The organism is Lysinibacillus sp. NPDC048646 (assembly GCF_050272295.1).
In the GTDB taxonomy this organism is placed as follows: Bacteria; Bacillota; Bacilli; order Bacillales_A; family Planococcaceae; genus Lysinibacillus.
This window is the reverse complement of sequence record NZ_JBNNLZ010000003.1, coordinates 234,166-252,055: the sequence shown is the minus strand read 5'-3', so window position 1 is coordinate 252,055 and position 17,890 is coordinate 234,166. Positions and strand designations below refer to the sequence as shown.

15 protein-coding genes, 1 pseudogene and 1 other annotated feature are annotated in these 17,890 nt (G+C 37.6%); of the genes and pseudogenes, 11 read left to right on the top strand and 5 right to left on the bottom strand.

Annotated features, from left to right (window positions below):
- The first annotated feature begins 149 nt into the window (after positions 1 to 149).
- Positions 150 to 809: a tetratricopeptide repeat protein gene (locus tag ACQKII_RS05805; protein ID WP_427457202.1), complete on the top strand. Its 660-nt coding sequence runs from the start codon at positions 150 to 152 to the stop codon at positions 807 to 809.
- A 114-nt stretch (positions 810 to 923) separates the two neighbouring features.
- On the opposite strand, the gene ACQKII_RS05800 is transcribed toward ACQKII_RS05805, so the two are convergent.
- The 3 genes from ACQKII_RS05800 to hisA form a co-directional block, all read right to left on the bottom strand.
- Positions 924 to 1,664 (bottom strand): GTP pyrophosphokinase, encoded by a 741-nt coding sequence (locus ACQKII_RS05800; protein ID WP_427457200.1) that lies wholly within the window; start codon positions 1,662 to 1,664, stop codon positions 924 to 926.
- 164 nt (positions 1,665 to 1,828) lie between these two features.
- Positions 1,829 to 2,116 carry a hypothetical protein gene (locus tag ACQKII_RS05795; protein ID WP_427457198.1) on the bottom strand — a complete coding sequence of 96 codons (288 nt, stop codon included), beginning with the start codon at positions 2,114 to 2,116 and terminating at the stop codon, positions 1,829 to 1,831.
- Positions 2,113 to 2,880 (bottom strand): phosphoribosylformimino-5-aminoimidazole carboxamide ribotide isomerase, encoded by a 768-nt coding sequence (gene hisA / locus ACQKII_RS05790; protein ID WP_427457471.1) that lies wholly within the window; start codon positions 2,878 to 2,880, stop codon positions 2,113 to 2,115. The genes ACQKII_RS05795 and hisA overlap by 4 nt, the downstream gene beginning before the upstream one ends.
- Positions 2,881 to 3,074: 194 nt before the next feature.
- Between hisA and recD2 the strand changes: the two genes are divergently transcribed.
- Both recD2 and ACQKII_RS05780 read left to right on the top strand, forming a co-directional pair.
- The gene (recD2, locus tag ACQKII_RS05785; protein WP_427457196.1) at positions 3,075 to 5,516 is read left to right on the top strand and encodes an SF1B family DNA helicase RecD2; all 2,442 of its coding nucleotides are present in this window, start codon (positions 3,075 to 3,077) and stop codon (positions 5,514 to 5,516) included.
- A gap of 25 nt (positions 5,517 to 5,541) precedes the next feature.
- Complete coding sequence (locus ACQKII_RS05780; protein WP_427457194.1) at positions 5,542 to 7,233, top strand: polysaccharide deacetylase family protein; 1,692 nt, start codon at positions 5,542 to 5,544, stop codon at positions 7,231 to 7,233.
- A gap of 139 nt (positions 7,234 to 7,372) precedes the next feature.
- Here ACQKII_RS05780 and ACQKII_RS05775 read toward each other — a convergent pair whose 3' ends face one another.
- Positions 7,373 to 7,561 (bottom strand): hypothetical protein, encoded by a 189-nt coding sequence (locus ACQKII_RS05775; RefSeq protein ID WP_427457192.1) that lies wholly within the window; start codon positions 7,559 to 7,561, stop codon positions 7,373 to 7,375.
- A gap of 348 nt (positions 7,562 to 7,909) precedes the next feature.
- Between ACQKII_RS05775 and hpaB the strand changes: the two genes are divergently transcribed.
- Entirely contained in the window at positions 7,910 to 9,343 is a 1,434-nt protein-coding gene (gene hpaB, locus ACQKII_RS05770; RefSeq protein WP_427457190.1) for a 4-hydroxyphenylacetate 3-monooxygenase, oxygenase component, read from the top strand.
- A 134-nt stretch (positions 9,344 to 9,477) separates the two neighbouring features.
- Here hpaB and ACQKII_RS05765 read toward each other — a convergent pair whose 3' ends face one another.
- Complete coding sequence (locus ACQKII_RS05765; protein WP_427457188.1) at positions 9,478 to 11,466, bottom strand: methyl-accepting chemotaxis protein; 1,989 nt, start codon at positions 11,464 to 11,466, stop codon at positions 9,478 to 9,480.
- Positions 11,467 to 11,915: 449 nt separating this feature from the next.
- Positions 11,916 to 12,129 (top strand) — a binding site (T-box leader).
- Positions 12,130 to 12,206: 77 nt separating this feature from the next.
- On the opposite strand from ACQKII_RS05765, the gene alaS reads away from it, so the two are divergent.
- The 7 genes and pseudogenes from alaS to ACQKII_RS05730 all read left to right on the top strand — a co-directional run bounded on the left by alaS (position 12,207) and on the right by ACQKII_RS05730 (position 17,849).
- Positions 12,207 to 14,867: an alanine--tRNA ligase gene (gene alaS, locus ACQKII_RS05760; protein WP_427457186.1), complete on the top strand. Its 2,661-nt coding sequence runs from the start codon at positions 12,207 to 12,209 to the stop codon at positions 14,865 to 14,867.
- Between the two features lie 87 nt (positions 14,868 to 14,954).
- Positions 14,955 to 15,221: an IreB family regulatory phosphoprotein gene (locus ACQKII_RS05755; RefSeq protein ID WP_004226839.1), complete on the top strand. Its 267-nt coding sequence runs from the start codon at positions 14,955 to 14,957 to the stop codon at positions 15,219 to 15,221.
- Positions 15,222 to 15,223: 2 nt separating this feature from the next.
- Positions 15,224 to 15,640: a Holliday junction resolvase RuvX gene (ruvX, locus tag ACQKII_RS05750; protein WP_427457184.1), complete on the top strand. Its 417-nt coding sequence runs from the start codon at positions 15,224 to 15,226 to the stop codon at positions 15,638 to 15,640.
- Between the two features lie 17 nt (positions 15,641 to 15,657).
- The gene (locus ACQKII_RS05745) at positions 15,658 to 15,966 is read left to right on the top strand and encodes a DUF1292 domain-containing protein (RefSeq protein WP_143995537.1); all 309 of its coding nucleotides are present in this window, start codon (positions 15,658 to 15,660) and stop codon (positions 15,964 to 15,966) included.
- 175 nt (positions 15,967 to 16,141) lie between these two features.
- A pseudogene (locus ACQKII_RS05740) lies at positions 16,142 to 16,393 on the top strand (DUF1292 domain-containing protein); the annotation flags it as partial.
- The gene (locus tag ACQKII_RS05735) at positions 16,373 to 16,669 is read left to right on the top strand and encodes a DUF1292 domain-containing protein (RefSeq protein ID WP_427457469.1); all 297 of its coding nucleotides are present in this window, start codon (positions 16,373 to 16,375) and stop codon (positions 16,667 to 16,669) included. The pseudogene ACQKII_RS05740 and the gene ACQKII_RS05735, both read left to right, overlap by 21 nt.
- A gap of 370 nt (positions 16,670 to 17,039) precedes the next feature.
- Positions 17,040 to 17,849 carry a MetQ/NlpA family ABC transporter substrate-binding protein gene (locus ACQKII_RS05730; RefSeq protein WP_427457182.1) on the top strand — a complete coding sequence of 270 codons (810 nt, stop codon included), beginning with the start codon at positions 17,040 to 17,042 and terminating at the stop codon, positions 17,847 to 17,849.
- Positions 17,850 to 17,890: the final 41 nt, after the last annotated feature.

Below are 17,890 nucleotides of genomic sequence, written 5' to 3'. Positions count from 1 at the left end.
CTATCTATATTTTTTATGGATTCATTCAATGGACGGGGTATCAAGTGGGTTACGTATGTCACCAATTCTGAACTGTTTTTGCGCAGTTCAAAATTCGGAGGCAATTACGCAAATGAAACAGCAGTCTTTCGCTACATAGAGGTGAAAAAATGGATTTTAATGAACAAGGCATATTAGCATTTCAAGAAAAACGTTATGAAGATGCGGCACAGCTTTTTACACAGGCAATAGAAGCTGAACCTGACAATGCAATTGGTTATGTGAATTTTGGTAATCTATTAGCAGTACTAGAGGATACCGAGCGCGCAGAGCGTTTTTTCCAAAAGGCGATTACGGTGGATGGTACGGCTGCGACGGCTTATTATGGATTAGCAAATTTATATTATAATGCAGAGCGTTTTGCAGAAGCATTGAAACTTTATGAGCAAGCGGTGACACATAAAATTGAGGGCGCCGATGTTTATTATATGATGGGCAAATGCTTTGAACGAATGGAAAATCCAAAGCTAGCTTTACCTTATTTACAACGTGCAGCAGAGCTTTCGCCAGAGGATTCACAAATTCGTTTAGCTTATGCGATTGTGCTTTGTGCCTTAGAAATGTTTGATGAAGGTAAAAAAGAATTGGACTTTTTAATCGAACAGGATTGGAATAATGCGGATGCGCATTATAATTTAGGCGTACTGTATGCGGTATCCACAGAGCAAACACAAGATGCTATGTATCACTTAAAGCAGGCCTTTACGTTACAGCCTGAATACGACCAAGCACGTTATATTTACGACATGATTGCGCAACGATTTAATTAAATGAAAAAACTCGTCTCTGCTATACCGTAGATGACGAGTTTTTATTTGTTTTATACCAAGACGATAACATGCATATGAAAGCCCCTAATACATAAGTTGAAAGCGCTGTTCGAATTATTCTAGGTTTTTAGAAGTTCGCTCAGACGTTATCAGAGACAAATATTTTGCTAAATTAGCAACTGGTGTGTCGTCTAAAACAGATGACTCTGATTCATGGACCTTCAATATATTTATTTCTTTATTTAGGCGTTCCATTTTGCGATCAAGTTCAGCAGCTTGCAGTGCGGCATCTTTTAGTTCGGTACGAATATGCGTAGGGACCTCTTTATTATACTTATAGTAGATTTTGTGCTCTAGGCTGGCCCAAAAATCCATCGCAATCGTACGAATTTGAATTTCAGTAAATACTTTTTCCATACGATCCGACATGAATATAGGAATTTTTATAATGAGATGTAAGCTTTGATAGCCATTTTCTTTTGGCTGTGCAATGTAATCCTTAACATCAACGACTTCAATATCACTTTGTGCCTGTAGCATAGCACTCACTTTATAAATATCCTCCACAAATGAACAAGTAATACGTACGCCAGCAATGTCACGAATATTTTCACGAATAGCATCCATTGAGGGCTCTAATTCCCTTTTCTTCACCTTTAACAATATACTTTTTGGTGATTTTATTCGCGTGGATACATGTTCAATCGGATTATACTCGTGAATGAGCTTAAATTCTTCTTTTAATATATTTATTTTCGTCTCAATTTCATTCAATGCAAATTTATAGCCTAAAAAGAACCTTGTTAGCTCTGTTTGGAGAGTTTTTAAAGTTGTATTTTCGTGTTCATTTTTCATATATTGTTAAACCCTTTCTATGGTTAAGTGAAATGATTGGTAGTGGGGGTTCCCGCTTGTAAACTTGCCCACTTTTAAGCTTAACAAAATTTATGTAAAATTAAAAATAAGTGCTCCAATGGGAAAAACCTATCTTCAACAGGGAAGATAGGTTTTTTCTAGCATTATACAATAATTTTAGCATTTAAGTTGTAACGTTTATTAAACTCCTCGACAAATATTTGTAAATCGATATATGTGCCGATGTAGGGTTCGTTTTCTTGATCACGTAAGAAGCCACATGTTGCTTTTAATGATTTTGAAAATTCTAGTAGCATTTGCTCGTTATCAAGTTGTATCTGTAATGATAGAGCATCATCAAAAGTATTCACTTTAAAATACTTACCATCAATAATACGTTCTAAATTTGTTTCTTTGAATGGAAAAACGTAATCTTTATATATTAGTTTCACACTACCCCGTCCTTTTTACAATAGTTTACAACGTCTGAATAAAGTAAATCTCCACCAAAAATAGATAGGGCACTACCGATTGTCACATGGAGCTTACCATTCGCAATGTCCTCAAATTTTTTCAAATCGTCTAGAGAACGAACACCTCCTGCGTAGGTTGTTGGAATCGAAGCCCAAGAAGCTAAATCACGTACCAAGCTTTCTTGTATGCCACCCTTTTTTCCCTCCACATCAACAGCGTGAATAAGTAGTTCATCGCAAAAGCTCTCTATATATGCAATCGAATCAGCATTCACTTCAAAATCGCTAAATTTCGTCCATTTATCAGTTACAACAAACCATTTGCCATTACGCATACGGCAACTTAAATCAATAACAAGATGTTCTTTTCCAACAGCTTTTACTAATTGCTCTAAGCGGGCAATATCGAGCTTACCATCATGGAAAATAAATGAAGTCACAATAACATGTGAAGCACCTGCATCAATGTATTTTTGCGCATTTTTAGTGTTTATGCCACCACCAACTTGTAAACCACCAGGATAAGCACTTAGTGCTGCAAATGCTGCGTCTTCGTTTCCACTACCAAGCATAATGACATGACCACCTGTTAACTGGTCTTTCGCAAACATATTGGCATAGTAACTAGATCCATGAGTAGAAATGAAATTTTCAACAACTTCTTGATCTTCATGGCCAAGTGTACTACCAACAATTTGTTTTACTTTGCCATCGTGTAAATCGATGCAAGGTCTAAATTCCAATAGTTCCACAATCCTTCCCACTTTACACATTCATTCTATCTATCATAGCATGGAAGTTGTTAAAATAGCCGTGAATTGTCATTTGTCAAAATAATGTTAAAAGATCTAACTGATTTCCATCTTAAAACGATATTTCTAGGCATGCTGTGGTAAAATAAAAAGATTGAAATGAAGGAGAAAGGGACGAACGAAAAATGGCAGAAAATCTAGATTTATTTGAGCTGAATAAGTTTTTTATTCTCGGACGTCCGATTGTCTCGATTTTTCATAATGCACAAAATATGTATTCAATTGTCCGTGTGAAAATTCAGGAAACAAACTTACAATATGACGATAAGGAAATTATTGTTGTCGGCTATTTTCCTCCACTGCAAATGGATGAACAGTATCGATTTACTGGAATTTTGAGACAACATCCAAAATATGGTGTACAATTTCAAATTGAGACGTTTGCAAAAGAAGTACCAGCAACTGAGCAGGGAATCGTACATTACTTATCGAGTGACTTATTTGTTGGAATTGGCAGAAAAACAGCTGAAACAATTGTTGAAAAACTTGGTGCGAATGCATTACGTCTTATTTTAGAGGATCCAAACGCACTCGATGTTGTCCCTCGGTTATCTGCAGATAAAAAAGAGGTCATTCATCGCACGATTGAACAAAATCTTGGTTTAGAACGTGTGATGATTCAGCTCAATGAATGGGGCTTTGGACCACAGCTTGGCATGAAAATTTACCAAACGTATCGTACGGAAGCCATTGAGTTAGTGACAGAAAATCCATATCGTCTTATTGAAGATGTTGACGGTGTTGGATTTTTACGTGCGGATGAGCTTGGTGCAAAATTGGGTATTACCGGCAATCACCCTGACCGTATAAAGGCTGCTATTTTCCATATTCTAAATACAGCAGCGCTATCAGATGGCCATGTATATTTAGATGCCGAGCATGTATTACCACATGTAAAGGACATGCTAGAACAAAGTCAACGTGAGGAAATTCCCTTTGAAGCCATTTCAAAGGCCTGTATTGAAATGCGTGAGGAAAATAAGATCTATGGCGAAGAAACTAGACTTTATTTGCCATCCTTATATTTTTCAGAAGTCGGCATTGCTTCGAAAATTTTAGCGTTAACCGAACGAAACAGTAAGGCCGAGCATTTTAGTAAGGATGAAATTCGCAAGGCAATTGGTGAAACTGAAGAGTTTTTAAATGTCACATATGCAGAAACACAAGCATACGCGATTGAGCAAGCTCTCAACTCAGCAGTCATGATTTTAACAGGTGGACCAGGAACAGGGAAAACAACCGTTGTACGAGGTATCGTTGAAGTCTATGCAAAGCTACATGGGCTATCACTAAATCCAAAAGAATATGCACAAAAGGAAGAGCCGTTCCCCATTATTCTATGTGCACCGACTGGGCGTGCAGCGAAGCGTTTATCAGAGTCGACAGAGCTACCTGCAATGACGATACATCGTTTATTAGGTTTTACAGGGCAGGAAAAAGAAGAGGAAACCGAGCGCGAAGTTACTGGTAAGCTTATTATTGTTGATGAAATGTCAATGGTTGATACATGGCTTGCACATCAATTATTGAAATCATTACATGAGGATGTACAGGTAGTATTTGTAGGTGATCAGGATCAGCTACCACCGGTAGGTCCAGGACAAGTGTTGAAAGATCTACTCGCTTCTCAGCAAATTCCCACGGTGGAATTAACAGATGTTTATCGTCAGGCAGAAGGCTCAACAATTATCGAACTTGCCCACCAAATAAAACGCGGTACGATACCCAATGATTTAACAGTGAAAACATCAGATCGTTCATTTATTAAAGCATCATCAGAGCAGGTGGCAAGTGTAGTCACACAGGTAGTCAAGAGTGCTGTAACAAAAGGGCAAGAAATTCGAAATATTCAAGTACTAGCGCCAATGTATAAAGGACCAGCGGGAATTGATAACTTAAATAAGATGATCCAAGAGCTCATCAATCCAAATGATACAGGCTCGAGAAAAGAACTAGTCTTTGGTGATGTAACGTATCGCATAAAAGATAAAGTGCTGCAGCTCGTCAATCAACCAGAAAGCAACGTCTTTAACGGAGATATGGGCGAAGTGATTAGTATCATTAAGGCAAAGGAAACAATCGAGAAGCAGGACTTACTCGTAGTTTCTTTCGATGGCATTGAAGTTACTTATCAACGCAATGATCTTAATCAATTGACACTTGCTTATTGTTGCTCTATACACAAATCGCAGGGCTCGGAGTTTCAAACTGTTATTATGCCAGTAGTACGAGGTTATTCAAAAATGTTGCGTCGTAATTTGTTATATACGGGCATTACAAGGGCGAAAAATTTCTTGATTTTATGTGGGGAACCTGAGGTGTTAGCGGGTGGCTTAAAGCGTACAGATGATTTACAACGATTTACTTCGTTGCGGGCACGACTTAATCCGATGGAAGCAACGGAGGAAATTGTGGAGATTGTAGTAGCGTCTCCAACCGAGGAAACATTGCAGGAAGAGAAGCAAACAATCTCTCCAAAGCTCACGGTAGACACTATGCCACTTATTCATCCAATGATTGGAATGGATAGTGTTTCACCGTATCATTTTATGGATGAAATACATTAAATATAAGATTTATGAGGTGAAGAAAGTGAAACGCATCGTTTTATTGCTTCTATTTATGCTGCTTTTACCGTTTGCACAAGAGGCATATGCAAATAATACGGTCATTCAGATAAATGAAGAAGCAACTGTCTTTGATAATCGTTCAGGCTCACTTGTTCAAGTGGGCACGTTATCAGCTGGACAAACCTTTGTTGTAACAAAAGATTACGGAGCCAATTGGTGGCAAATTCGTTGGGGTGGTCATTATGGCTATGTTGATAAACGTTATACAACTATTGTGCCAACAACAACGTATAAAAATACGGTGCCATCAGTTGTAAAGATAAACGATTATATAGTGGCAACGAGCGTCGCGCCGATTTACGATAATACTGGTAACAAACTGGTACAGTTTGCAACATTGTCCGAAGGTGTTCGTTTCCCTATTTATAGTAGAATGGGCGTTTGGTACGGTATTGCTGTAAACGGACGACTAGGGTTTGTAAATAGTAAGTTTGTTGAAGAAGAAAAAGGCGAAGAATCAACAAATACGTCAACAAAACCTACTGAAAAACCTAAACCAACTTTGCCAAGTAAGCAAAATGGCTATATTGAAGCGTTAGAAAACACAGTACTTTATGATTTGCGCCGTGAAGATCATGTGATGACCATAGCTACTTTATTAAAAGGACAACAGCTAGAGGTGACAAATGCGGAAGACGCGACCTATGTACAAGTGCGATGGGGCAAAACCTTTGTTTATGCTGAAAAATCGAAGGTGAAGTTTGTTCATACACCTGCCTATAATAATATAGGGAAAGATAACGCGGTGCAAAATCAATATTTTATTCCTATTTCTGGTAATGGCGATATTTATGATCGTTCTTCAGGTAGTTTACAACCATTCGCGAAACTAGATATCAATCGCCGTTATCCGATTTTGCGAAAAGAAGCGAATTGGTATGTGACTACGCTTGGCGGACGTGAAGGCTATATTCACAGTTCAAAGGTAGCAATGGATCGAGGAGTACCTGTGATGATGTATCATCATTTCTTAAAAGATCATGAACTTGGTCGCTTTAAAAATGTTAGTACAACAATGACAGATGCACAGTTTGCCAATGAAATGCAGTATTTAAAAAGTAAAAATTATGAAACTGTAAGTACAGATGAATTATTACGTTTTATGCGTAATGAAATTACATTGCCAGCGTATTCCATCGTGCTAACATTTGATGATGGCTTATTATCAACACGTGAATATGCATATCCTGTACTAAAAAAACATGGCTTTCAAGCAACGCAATTTTTAATTACGTATCGTAATGAATATTCGCCAGCGGAGCAAATGTTTGATTATAAAGACTTACAGGCAATCTCCCGAGAGGATATGGCCAATATGCAGGATGTTTTTATGTACGAATCACATACGTATAATTTACATGATATTGTGGGGAATAAAGGAAAGATGCTGCTCGTTCCATATCATGAAGTTGTACAGGATTTAAAGCGTAGTTTAACAATAATCCCTGGTGCCAAGGCATTTGCCTATCCATTTGGTCAATATAATTCAAATACGATTTACGCTGTAAAGGAAGCTGGTTTTTCAATGGCGTTTTCAACAATGCCTGGCTATAACAATCCATATGATGATGTGTATCAAATTAAACGATTGTATAGCGATCAAAAAACTACATTTGCACAATTCCAAAAAATGGTTTCTCCATTTGCGCAATAGCCTAGTGCCCAATCTGCTTTAATAGTAGATTGGGTTTTTCTATGATAGCTATGCTACACAACAAACCCGCATCCTTGTGATAAGATGCGGGTTTGTTGTGTAGTAGTTTAGTTGTGAGCAATGTTCAGCATTCAAGAAATTAGTGTAAGCCAATTAAGTGGTGTTTGACAACTTCGTATGCTTGGCAAACATTTTTATATTGGTCTTTTTCTTGCGCGATTATGTTGGAGGCAATAGAGAATAATAAGTTCTCTTCGTTGTGATCTTCCATTCTGTTCATTAATGCAGCTTCCATTTTATCTACGTAGGAAATGATTTGAGAATTCATGTATATTTTCTCCTTTTTTGTTTAAATGTTGTATTTGCTTTGTTTACGATGTTATCATACACCCGCCTGTTCTAAAAATCTAGCGAGGTTGTACTAATAAAAGAAGGATTTTTAATGAATATGTCACAAAAATGAACTTGTTTTAAAAGTGCTTACTGGAACCGTTTTCTTCTAATATAACTGATAAATCATGCAATATGTAAAATTTCCAACTGTATTTAAAAAGTAATACAGATTGTTATTTTTGAAGTGTTGATATAATACAGATTAAGTGATTGAGGAACAAATTGTGGCTAAAATTCATATATTAATAAGTATAAAAACATAGGGACAATTAGGGGTGAATGTATGCCAGCTATTACAGGACAGCAATATATTGATCGGATTAATGCATTGCAAACGCATCTATCGTTAGATGGGGAAATTATTAAGGGAAAGGTTTCAGAGCATCCAGCATTTAAAGGCGTTATACAGAGTCAGGCAAGGCTCTTTGATTTACAGTATGATGAGGCGTTACATGATCGAATGACCTATGTGTCACCAACCACTAAGCAGCGGGTAGGCATGTCTTTCCTTCAAGTTGTGACACCCGAAGATTTAGTGAAAAGACGTCATGCAGCTCGGGAGTGGGCTTTATCCAGTCATGGTTTTATGGGAAGAAGTCCTGATTATATGAATACCACGCTAATGGCTCTAGCATCAGCTGCGGATTATTTAAAAGATAAACCTAATTGTTTTCCTGATCACTTACTTAACTTTTATGAATATGCTCGCGAGCATGATCTTACGATGACTCATACATTTATTGAGCCACAAGTAAACAGGCAAAGATATTATTATGAAGATGAAGACTTAACGATTGCAGCTAAAATTGTAGAGAAAACGAATCAAGGTTTAGTTATTAAAGGGGCGAGGTTGCTCGCAACGCAAGGTGGAATTACCGATGAGCTTCTCGTATTATCGACAAATGGCTATGACGAAGGGAAAGGTTTTGGTTTCTCGATTCAAAGTAATACGGAGGGTTTGAAATTTTTATGTAGGCAGTCATTCGTAGGTGGCGAATCAACTTTTGATAACCCGTTAAGTGCCCGCTTTGAGGAAATGGATACTATTGTCGTCTTTGATCGTGTCATAGTGCCATGGGAACGCGTATTTTATTATGAAAATGTGGAAGTTGCGAATAACTTTATGAATGTTAGTGGGTTCCAAGCATTCACTTTACATCAAGTGTTGTCACGCCAAATTGCAAAGACTGAATTTGTTCTAGGTGTAGTGCAGTCTATTGTGGATACGATAAACATCGGTGATTATCAACATGTTCAGCAAAAGGTTGTAGAAATCATTGTAACACTGGAAACGATGAAGGCACTACTGTTAAAGTCTGAAATAGATGCAAAGCGAGATACATTTGGCTTTATAAGACCTGATCACCCGACACTGCAAGTCGCTATTCAAATTTTTCCTAAAGTATATCCATCCTTTACGGAAATAATTCAGTTGCTCGGAGCAAGTGGATTAATGTCAATTCCGAGCGAAAAGGCGTTTACAGCGGATGATGGTGACTTAGAACATTATTTACAATCATCCCGTGAGGGTGGGGAGGATCGTGTGAGAAAATTCCGTCTTGCCTGGGATTTAACGATGAGTAACTTTGGCACAAGGCAAACACTGTATGAACGCTATTTCTTTGGAGATCCTGTGCGCTTATCGGGCATGCTTTATCAATCTTATAATAGGGGATATTTAGTAAAACGAGTGGAAGATTTTTTAAATGAAAATTAAATAATTGTAGCCAGTAAAACATTGTTGATTTTAAACATTATAATTTGAATAACTGAGGAAATAGAAAAAATACTTGATTATATTAAGTGCAAAAGAGCAAGAGAAATCGAAATTGATTTCTCTTGCTCTTTTACTTATAGCGTAAATATACGTACTTCTTCTTGCAATTCTTCTGCGTATTTTTCAAGTGCTTCAGCAGTCGCAGCGATTTCTTGCATAGCAGATGCTTGTTTAACAGTCGCCTGTGCCATTGCCTCTACTTCATCTTTTGAAGAAAGTGAAATGTCTTCTATTACTTTCATATCTCCTACTACTTGATGACTATTTGCAGAAATCGTTTTTGATTTTTCTAATACGTCATGGAGCTGATCGTTAATTTCTTCAATGAATGTTTTCATTTCATGGAAGTTCTCTTCAGATTGTGTAAACATCTGTAATCCTTTCGTAACTTCGCTATGGCTTGTATCCATCGATGTTGCTAGTTTTGAAGCTTCTCGTTGAATAGCTGTAATTATTTGACGAACTTGTGAAGAGGATTGGTTCGTTTGTTCGGCTAACTTCCGAACTTCATCTGCTACGACCGCAAAGCCCTTACCATGCTCACCTGCGCGCGCTGCTTCAATGGCAGCATTAAGTGCCAATAAATTCGTTTGTTCAGATATGGATGTAATAACTGCTAAAATTTCATCAATTTCTTTGACGTACGTATTCACCGTTGTAATGTCCGTTGAAAGCTCGTTAATTTTGCCCTCGATTGTTCTCATTTGTTTTTGAGTAGATGCGACAACATTTTGACCTATATCAGCAGTTACTTCAGCTTTTTCAGCTTTTTGCGTTAAGCTATTTGTGTTTTCGTAAATTTGATGAATGTCATCTGAAACTTGCTCGAGTGTATCAAAGCTTGCTACTAATTTGGCAGTTTGCTTGTCGATACCTTCAGAAACGGCAATGGCAGCTTGTGACACCCGTTCTGTAGCACGTGAGTTTTCGTCTGTAACCGCACTTAATTCTTCTGAGGAAGCAAGTAGTGAAGTTGATTTTTCGTGAATATGTGATAATACATCGCGTAGTGAATCGCTCATTTTTTGGAAGGCTTTTCCGAGAACACCGATTTCATCTTTTTTCTTGCTTACCACTTTAGCACGTAAATCACCTGCACTCATCGTTTTAGCTGCTTCGATCATAGCGCCTAGAGAGCGTGTAATTGTACGAATTATGACATATAAAATTGCACCGAATAATGCTATAGAAAGACATACAACGATGAATGTAGAAATAAATATAGGTTTTGTCGCATTAGATATTTCACTTTCCGTCATCGCTCCACCTACATGCCATCCAGTTAATGTATTTTTTTGTACAAACATTTGCTTTTCTTCATTATCTACTCGGTAGTTAATAAATTTGTCTGTGCCCTCTAACATCGCTGATGCCCAAGTCTCATCTGAAATATCTGTACCGACCTCAATGGTTGGGTGTGAAATAATTGCTTGATTTCGACTTACTAAAAATGCATAACCTTCATTTCCAATATGTATGGTACCGATTAAATTTGCTAGCTCTTCCATTTTAAGATTGACGGCAAATACACCATCGGCATTTTTGATTTCTTTGGAAATCGTCACAACCCAGTCGCCTGTTGAAGCAGATTTGTGCGGATCAGAAATAACAACTTCTCCTTGTGCTTCAATGGCGTTCTTGTACCAATCCCGTGTACGTGGATCGAAATCCTTCTTTCCAGATAATCCGAGATTAGGAACTTGAATCATCTCACCATTTCCAGTACCAATAAATGAAGAAACAAGCCCTTTACTCGTATCGAAATATTGCTGCATGCTTTGTAGGAGGGTTGCGCGTTCTTCTTGAGAGATAGTTGTCTTAGTTAGTGAGTTGCCAAAGTAAGTCACATCTTCTACAATCGGCTGGATATGTTTGTTGATAAATTCATCGACAACCGCAACATTTTGTGAGGCACTTGTATGCATAGTATCGTATATTTCATTTTTTGCGACTGAATACGATGTTATAGCGATGAGTAGGCTCGGAATGATAAGTGCAAAGAAAAAAGTTAAGCCTAATTTCTTTCCAATCGTCATGGTTGTCATATGTTTCTGCTTGTGCATAATTATCCTCTCCTTGTTTTAGTGTATCTTTATAGCAAGATACTATTTTAAGTATAACTTAATTTTATTGATAAAAAATGTATATTTTGGGAACGTTTAGATTGATAGAGTGCGCAAAATTATATGGTCGATAAAAAAGATTTCAAATTCAAAAAATGAACGTGTCACTGTCGAAAAGAAAAAGGAAGTTTTGAAGTGATCGAACTAATAAATATAGGGGAGTGGCTTGAAAAGAAGACGAGTGAAGGCTAAATTAACAGTGCATTGAATAGCTTCAAGGGTAGCGTATCTTTACAAAAATGGGTGTTATTAAAAGTATTTTTGCTTTTCAATATAATTGGTATTGTTTATTGAAAATCTTCACAGCAATTCTTTTGAGCAGTATTTAATTGATAATAAGATGAACGTTGACACTCTTTGCAATCTTTTTTATAATTTACTGTATAATAGTAAAAACGATGATGGAACAAGTACGTATTTGTACGTGGACAAGAAAGGGATTTCTAGGCTGGAAAAATCCTCACGACTAACAAATGCCGAAAGCTACTCCAGAGTGCAGCTAATCACTGCCGTTCACTTACGTTACAAGTGCTTGAGAGGTAAGTAGGATATACTTACAACTAGGGTGGTACCGCGAGATCATAACAAGTCCTCGTCCCTTTTTTGGGATGAGGGCTTTTTTTGTTTATATAGCGGATTCATATCGTAATTTTACGTAGATAAGAGGAGGAACTTTCCACATGAACGCAGCAGAAATTCGACGTATGTATTTAGAGTTTTTTAAAGAAAAAGGACATCATCATGAGCCGTCAGCACCACTTGTACCTATTAATGATCCGTCGTTATTATGGATTAACTCAGGTGTTGCAACACTAAAACCTTATTTTGATGGTCGTATTATTCCTGACAATCCACGTATTACAAATGCACAAAAATCTATCCGTACAAATGATATTGAAAATGTCGGGAAAACAGCTCGTCACCATACATTCTTTGAAATGCTTGGAAACTTCTCAATCGGTGACTATTTCAAAAAAGAGTCCATACATTACGCATGGGAATTTTTGACGGATAAAAAATGGATGGGCTTTGATCCAGAACTTTTATCGATTACGTTACATCCGGAAGACCAAGAAGCATATGCTGTATGGCATAACGAAATTGGCATTCCAGAAGAGCGTTTAATCCGTTTAGAGGGGAACTTCTGGGATATTGGAGAAGGTCCATCGGGTCCGAACTCAGAAATTTTCTATGACCGTGGGGAAGCGTATGGCTCAGATGAAAATGATCCAGAAATGTATCCTGGTGGCGAAAATGAGCGCTATCTAGAAATTTGGAACTTGGTGTTCTCTCAATTCAACCATAATCCTGATGGCACATACACACCACTACCAAAGCAAAATATTGATACAGGGATGGGACTAGAGCGTATTGTATCCGTGGTGCAAAACGTCCCAACAAACTTTGATACGGATTTATTCATGCCAATTATTGAAAAAATTGAACAATTCGCAAACCGTCAATATAAGCGTCCTGGTGAAGTGGCGTTAAGTGAAATCTTCGGAACAGAAGAAGACATTAACACACCGTTTAAAGTCATTGCCGACCATATTCGTACGGTCGCGTTTGCAATCGGTGATGGTGCACTTCCGTCAAACGAAGGTCGTGGCTATGTTTTACGTCGTTTACTACGTCGTGCCGTTCGTTATGCAAAACAAATTGGCATCGAGAAACCATTTATGTTTGAATTAGTCCCAACTGTTGGTGAAATTATGGTTGATTTCTACCCTGAAGTAACAGAGAAATGTGAATTTATTCAACGTGTTATTAAAAATGAGGAAATTCGCTTCCATGAAACATTAGACGGTGGTTTAGCAATCTTTAACGATGTTGTAGAAGTACAAAAATCAGCGGGACAAGACTATATTCCTGGTGCAGATGCATTCCGTTTATATGACACATACGGTTTCCCAATCGAATTAACAGAAGAGTATGCGGAAGAAGTGGGCATGAAGGTTGACCATGAAGGATTCGAGGTTGCAATGGAAGAACAACGTGAGCGTGCACGTGCAGCTCGTCAAGATGTAGATTCCATGCAAGTACAAAATGAAGTACTAGCTAACTTAACCGTGGCAAGTGAATTTGTTGGTTACGAAACATTATCGGTAGATACAGAAGTAGCAGCGATGATTGTCAACGGCCAAGTGGCAAAAGTAGCTTCTGAAGGGCAAGAAGCGCTAGTTGTAATAACAAAAACACCATTTTACGCTGAAATGGGTGGACAAATTGCGGATAGTGGTGTCATTTCGAATGATAGCTTTACTGCTATTGTGAAGGATGTACAAAAAGCGCCAAATGGACAACCATTGCACACTGTAATTGTGGAATCTGGTGAAATGCATGTTGAAGATGCAGTAAAAGCGGTGGTCAATCGTGATGCGCGAAACCTAATTATTAAAAATCATACTGCGACACATATTATGCAACGTGCGTTAAAAGACGTATTAGGTGATCATGTAAATCAAGCTGGTTCATATGTGGGTCCTGATCGTTTACGTTTTGACTTCTCTCACTTCGGTCAAGTGACAAAAGAAGAGTTACAGCAAATTGAACGTATCGTAAACGAAAAAGTGTGGGATGATATTGAAGTTGTGATTGAAGAAAAAGGTATCGATGAAGCAAAGGCAATGGGTGCAATGGCATTATTCGGTGAGAAATACGGCGATGTCGTACGCGTTGTATCTATCGGTGACTACTCTATTGAGCTTTGCGGTGGTATCCACGTAAAACGTTCTTCTGAAATCGGCTTCTTCAAAATCGTGTCTGAAGGCGGTATTGGTGCAGGAACTCGACGTATTGAGGCAGTGGCTGGTAAAGTTGCTTACGAAGCCGTAAAAGAAGAAGAGGCGTACTTAAATGATGCAGCTGCCTTACTAAAAGCGAATCCAAAAGATATTGTGACAAAAGTACAAGCACTACAAGCAGACTATAAAGAATTACAACGTGATAATGAAGCACTATCACAAAAAATTGCAAATGCACAAGCAGGTGCTATCGTAGACGCAGCTCAAACAATTGGTGATGTAACAGTCTTATCTACTAAAGTAGAAGCGAAAGACAACAATCAATTGCGTCAAATGATGGATGATTTAAAAGTAAAAATGAATAAAGCAATTGTCGTTTTAGGTGCTGTTGATGGCGATAAAGTTATGCTTTGTGCAGGTGTCACAAAAGATTTAGTGGGCGGAAACTATCACGCTGGAAATATCGTGAAAATGGTAGCAGAAGCTTGTGGCGGTAAAGGCGGAGGCCGTCCGGATATGGCGATGGCAGGTGCAAAAGATGCATCAAAACTTGATGAAGCGCTACTTTCTGTGTATGATTACGTTAAATCCATTTAATTAATCCGCCAAATCGGTTATAATAAAGAGAAATTGGAGATGAGCTTCTTTGCACATCTCCTTATTTCTGAAAGCGAGGTGCTGGTCATGAGTTCATTTGATCAAACGATGAAATTTAATTTTCCAGAAGAATCAATGGAACAGGAAGTCAAGCAGGTAATGTTGAAAGTACATTCTTCATTAGAGGAAAAGGGATATAATCCTATCAATCAGATTGTCGGTTACTTACTTTCTGGTGATCCGGCGTATATTCCTCGCCATCAGGATGCTCGTAATTTAATTCGCAAGCTTGAGCGTGACGAAATTCTAGAAGAGCTTGTTAAATTTTATATCAAAAAGAATAACGAGGACTAGAAATGAGAATTATGGGATTAGACGTTGGGTCGAAAACAGTGGGCGTTGCAATTAGTGATGCACTTGGCTGGACGGCACAAGGTATTGAAACCGTAAAAATTGATGAAGCAAATGGCGTGTTCGGCATCGACCGTTTAGCCGAGCTAGTGAAGGAATATACTATAACAGAATTTGTTGTAGGATTCCCGAAAAACATGAATAATACGGTAGGACCACGTGGAGTGGCTTCTGAAAACTATAAAAAGTTATTAGAAGAAACATTTTCACTACCGGTCAAGCTTTGGGACGAACGATTAACGACGATGGCTGCTGAGCGCATGCTAATCGAAGCGGATGTAAGTCGCAAAAAACGCAAGCAGGTTATTGATAAAATGGCTGCTGTGATGATTTTACAAGGCTATTTAGATAGCAAAAATTAACTGATGAGGTGACAGACATGGCACAAGAGCATAACCATGAAGAAGAATTACATGTACAACATATTACAGTGATTGACGAAAGCGGAAACGAGCAGCTTTGCGAAGTAATTCACGTACACGAGTCTCCTGAATTTGGAAAATCATACGTATTTTACTCAATGGTAGGCGCTGAAGAAGATGAAGAAGGTTCAGTAGAAATCTTCGTATCTTCATTCGTACCTTCTGAAAACGGCGAAGATGGTGAGTTAACACCTATCGAAACGGAAGCAGAGTGGGATATGGTGGAAGACGTTTTAAACGCTTTAGAGGACGAAGACGAAGAATAATCGTTTTTCTATTTGAAGTGTGGGAACAAGGATGGCAATGTGCGGTCCTTGTTCCTTTTTTACTGTGTTCAGTAGTGAATATAACCTCAACAGCATGCAGTAAAGTCTATGATAAGTGTAATTGGACATCATTAAACCAAAGCACCAATTGATTTAAATAAGGAGGGATTTTCTAATGAACGAAGAAATTCAAGAGTTTATGATTAAGAATGAGGATGGCAAGGAGCAAAAATGCCGTGTAGTCTTTACATTCGATGCTGAGGAAAAATCATATGTACTGTTTTCGTTAATTGACGCAGATGGCAATGAAATTCCTGGCGATATTTCAGCCATGACGTTCGATTATGATGACAACAATGGAGAAATGACAAATTTACAGCCTGTTGAAACAGAGGCAGAGTGGGAAATGATTAATGAGGTTGTATTAACGCTTCTTGATGAATTTGAAGAAGAGCCACAACTTATAACTGTGACAGATGAAGAGGGCAATGATCAAGTGTGTGAGGTGATTCATACATTTGCATCAGAACAATTTGGTAAATCGTATGTGCTCTATGTTCCTGCAACGGACGAGCCATTTGAGGAGCGAGATATTTTTGCTGCGCACTATGTGCCGGGCAAGGACGGCAATATTGAGGAATTACTACCAATTGAAACAGATGAAGAATGGACATTTGTAGAAGATAAATTAAATGAATTATAAACAACACTCTGAGTGGCGATATGCTATTCGGAGTTTTTTTTACATTCGTGAACCTAATTGAAAATTTCTATTAGATACTCAAAAGTTTTCTATATAATAATGAAAAACGTGTATTTTCGATGTGATATTAGCATTAAAGTAGAAAATAATTGATTTTTTGTTTTGTATTTTCGGGATTTTTAGATCAAGAGGAAAAAATAAGAAAAAATGGTATTGACCAATCACTAGTAAATGGATAAGATTTGTTTTATATAAAAAAGAAATTTCAAATAATTTGATTTTTTAAGAGAAAACTTCATATATTCATGAATTTTCAATTTTTATTTAACTTTAAAACCAAGTAAACATATTCACAAAGGAGGAAATTGAAATGAGGAAATTATGGGCTTTGTTAGTCGGTGCATTAGTAATTGGCGTATTAGCAGGTTGTACACAATCAGGCGAGGCAAGTAAAGATGAAACGGTGACATTAAAAGTAGGTGCAGCAAGTGTACCCCACGCAGAGGTATTGGAATATTTAGCGGATGATATTGCAAAAGAGGGTGTGAAATTAGAAATTTCTATTTTAAAAGATGCCGTACAAACAAATCAACAAACAGCTGACGGTGAATTGGATTTCAATTATTTTCAGCATATCCCATTTTTAGAGCAGACCAATAAAGAAAGCCATTTAGATTTAGTTAGTGTAGAAGGCATTCACATTGAACCATTTGGTGTGTATTCAAAAACAATCGATAACATTACCGATTTACCACAGAATGCAGAAGTAGCAGTACCAAATGATGTAGTCAATTTTTCTCGTGCATTATTATTATTTGAGAGTAATGGTCTTATTGAATTAGATGATACGAAACAAAGTGATTTTACAGTCGAGGATATAACAAAAAATGAAAAGAATATCCAATTTATCGGGGTCGATTCACTCTTATTAGTTCGTTCATTAGATGATGTAAATGCGGCTGCTATTAATACAAACTACGCATTAGAAGGGGGATATAATCCCGGAGAGGACGCACTCATCAGTGAAGGGTCAGAGTCACCATATGTCAATATTATCGCCACGACTAAAGAAAGAAAGGATGATGTTGCCATTCAAAAGGTTGTTAAATGGTTGACAAGTGATAAGGCGCGCCAGTTTTTTGAAGAACAATACAAAGGTGCTGTCGTTCCAGTTTTTTAACATTATGCAGCAAAATTATAAACAAAATTCAACGAGAAGGA

What these genes read in the sequence shown, in the direction of transcription:
- ruvX (WP_427457184.1), top strand. Translation starts at nt 15,224, where the DNA reads ATGAGAATTATGGGATTAGACGTTGGGTCGAAAACAGTGGGCGTTGCA.
- hpaB (WP_427457190.1), top strand. Translation starts at nt 7,910, where the DNA reads ATGCCAGCTATTACAGGACAGCAATATATTGATCGGATTAATGCATTG.
- ACQKII_RS05755 (WP_004226839.1), top strand. Translation starts at nt 14,955, where the DNA reads ATGAGTTCATTTGATCAAACGATGAAATTTAATTTTCCAGAAGAATCA.
- ACQKII_RS05765 (WP_427457188.1), bottom strand. Translation starts at nt 11,466, where the DNA reads ATGCACAAGCAGAAACATATGACAACCATGACGATTGGAAAGAAATTA.
- ACQKII_RS05800 (WP_427457200.1), bottom strand. Translation starts at nt 1,664, where the DNA reads ATGAAAAATGAACACGAAAATACAACTTTAAAAACTCTCCAAACAGAG.
- ACQKII_RS05805 (WP_427457202.1), top strand. Translation starts at nt 150, where the DNA reads ATGGATTTTAATGAACAAGGCATATTAGCATTTCAAGAAAAACGTTAT.
- alaS (WP_427457186.1), top strand. Translation starts at nt 12,207, where the DNA reads ATGAACGCAGCAGAAATTCGACGTATGTATTTAGAGTTTTTTAAAGAA.
- ACQKII_RS05730 (WP_427457182.1), top strand. Translation starts at nt 17,040, where the DNA reads ATGAGGAAATTATGGGCTTTGTTAGTCGGTGCATTAGTAATTGGCGTA.
- ACQKII_RS05745 (WP_143995537.1), top strand. Translation starts at nt 15,658, where the DNA reads ATGGCACAAGAGCATAACCATGAAGAAGAATTACATGTACAACATATT.
- ACQKII_RS05775 (WP_427457192.1), bottom strand. Translation starts at nt 7,561, where the DNA reads ATGAATTCTCAAATCATTTCCTACGTAGATAAAATGGAAGCTGCATTA.
- ACQKII_RS05735 (WP_427457469.1), top strand. Translation starts at nt 16,373, where the DNA reads ATGATTAATGAGGTTGTATTAACGCTTCTTGATGAATTTGAAGAAGAG.
- recD2 (WP_427457196.1), top strand. Translation starts at nt 3,075, where the DNA reads ATGGCAGAAAATCTAGATTTATTTGAGCTGAATAAGTTTTTTATTCTC.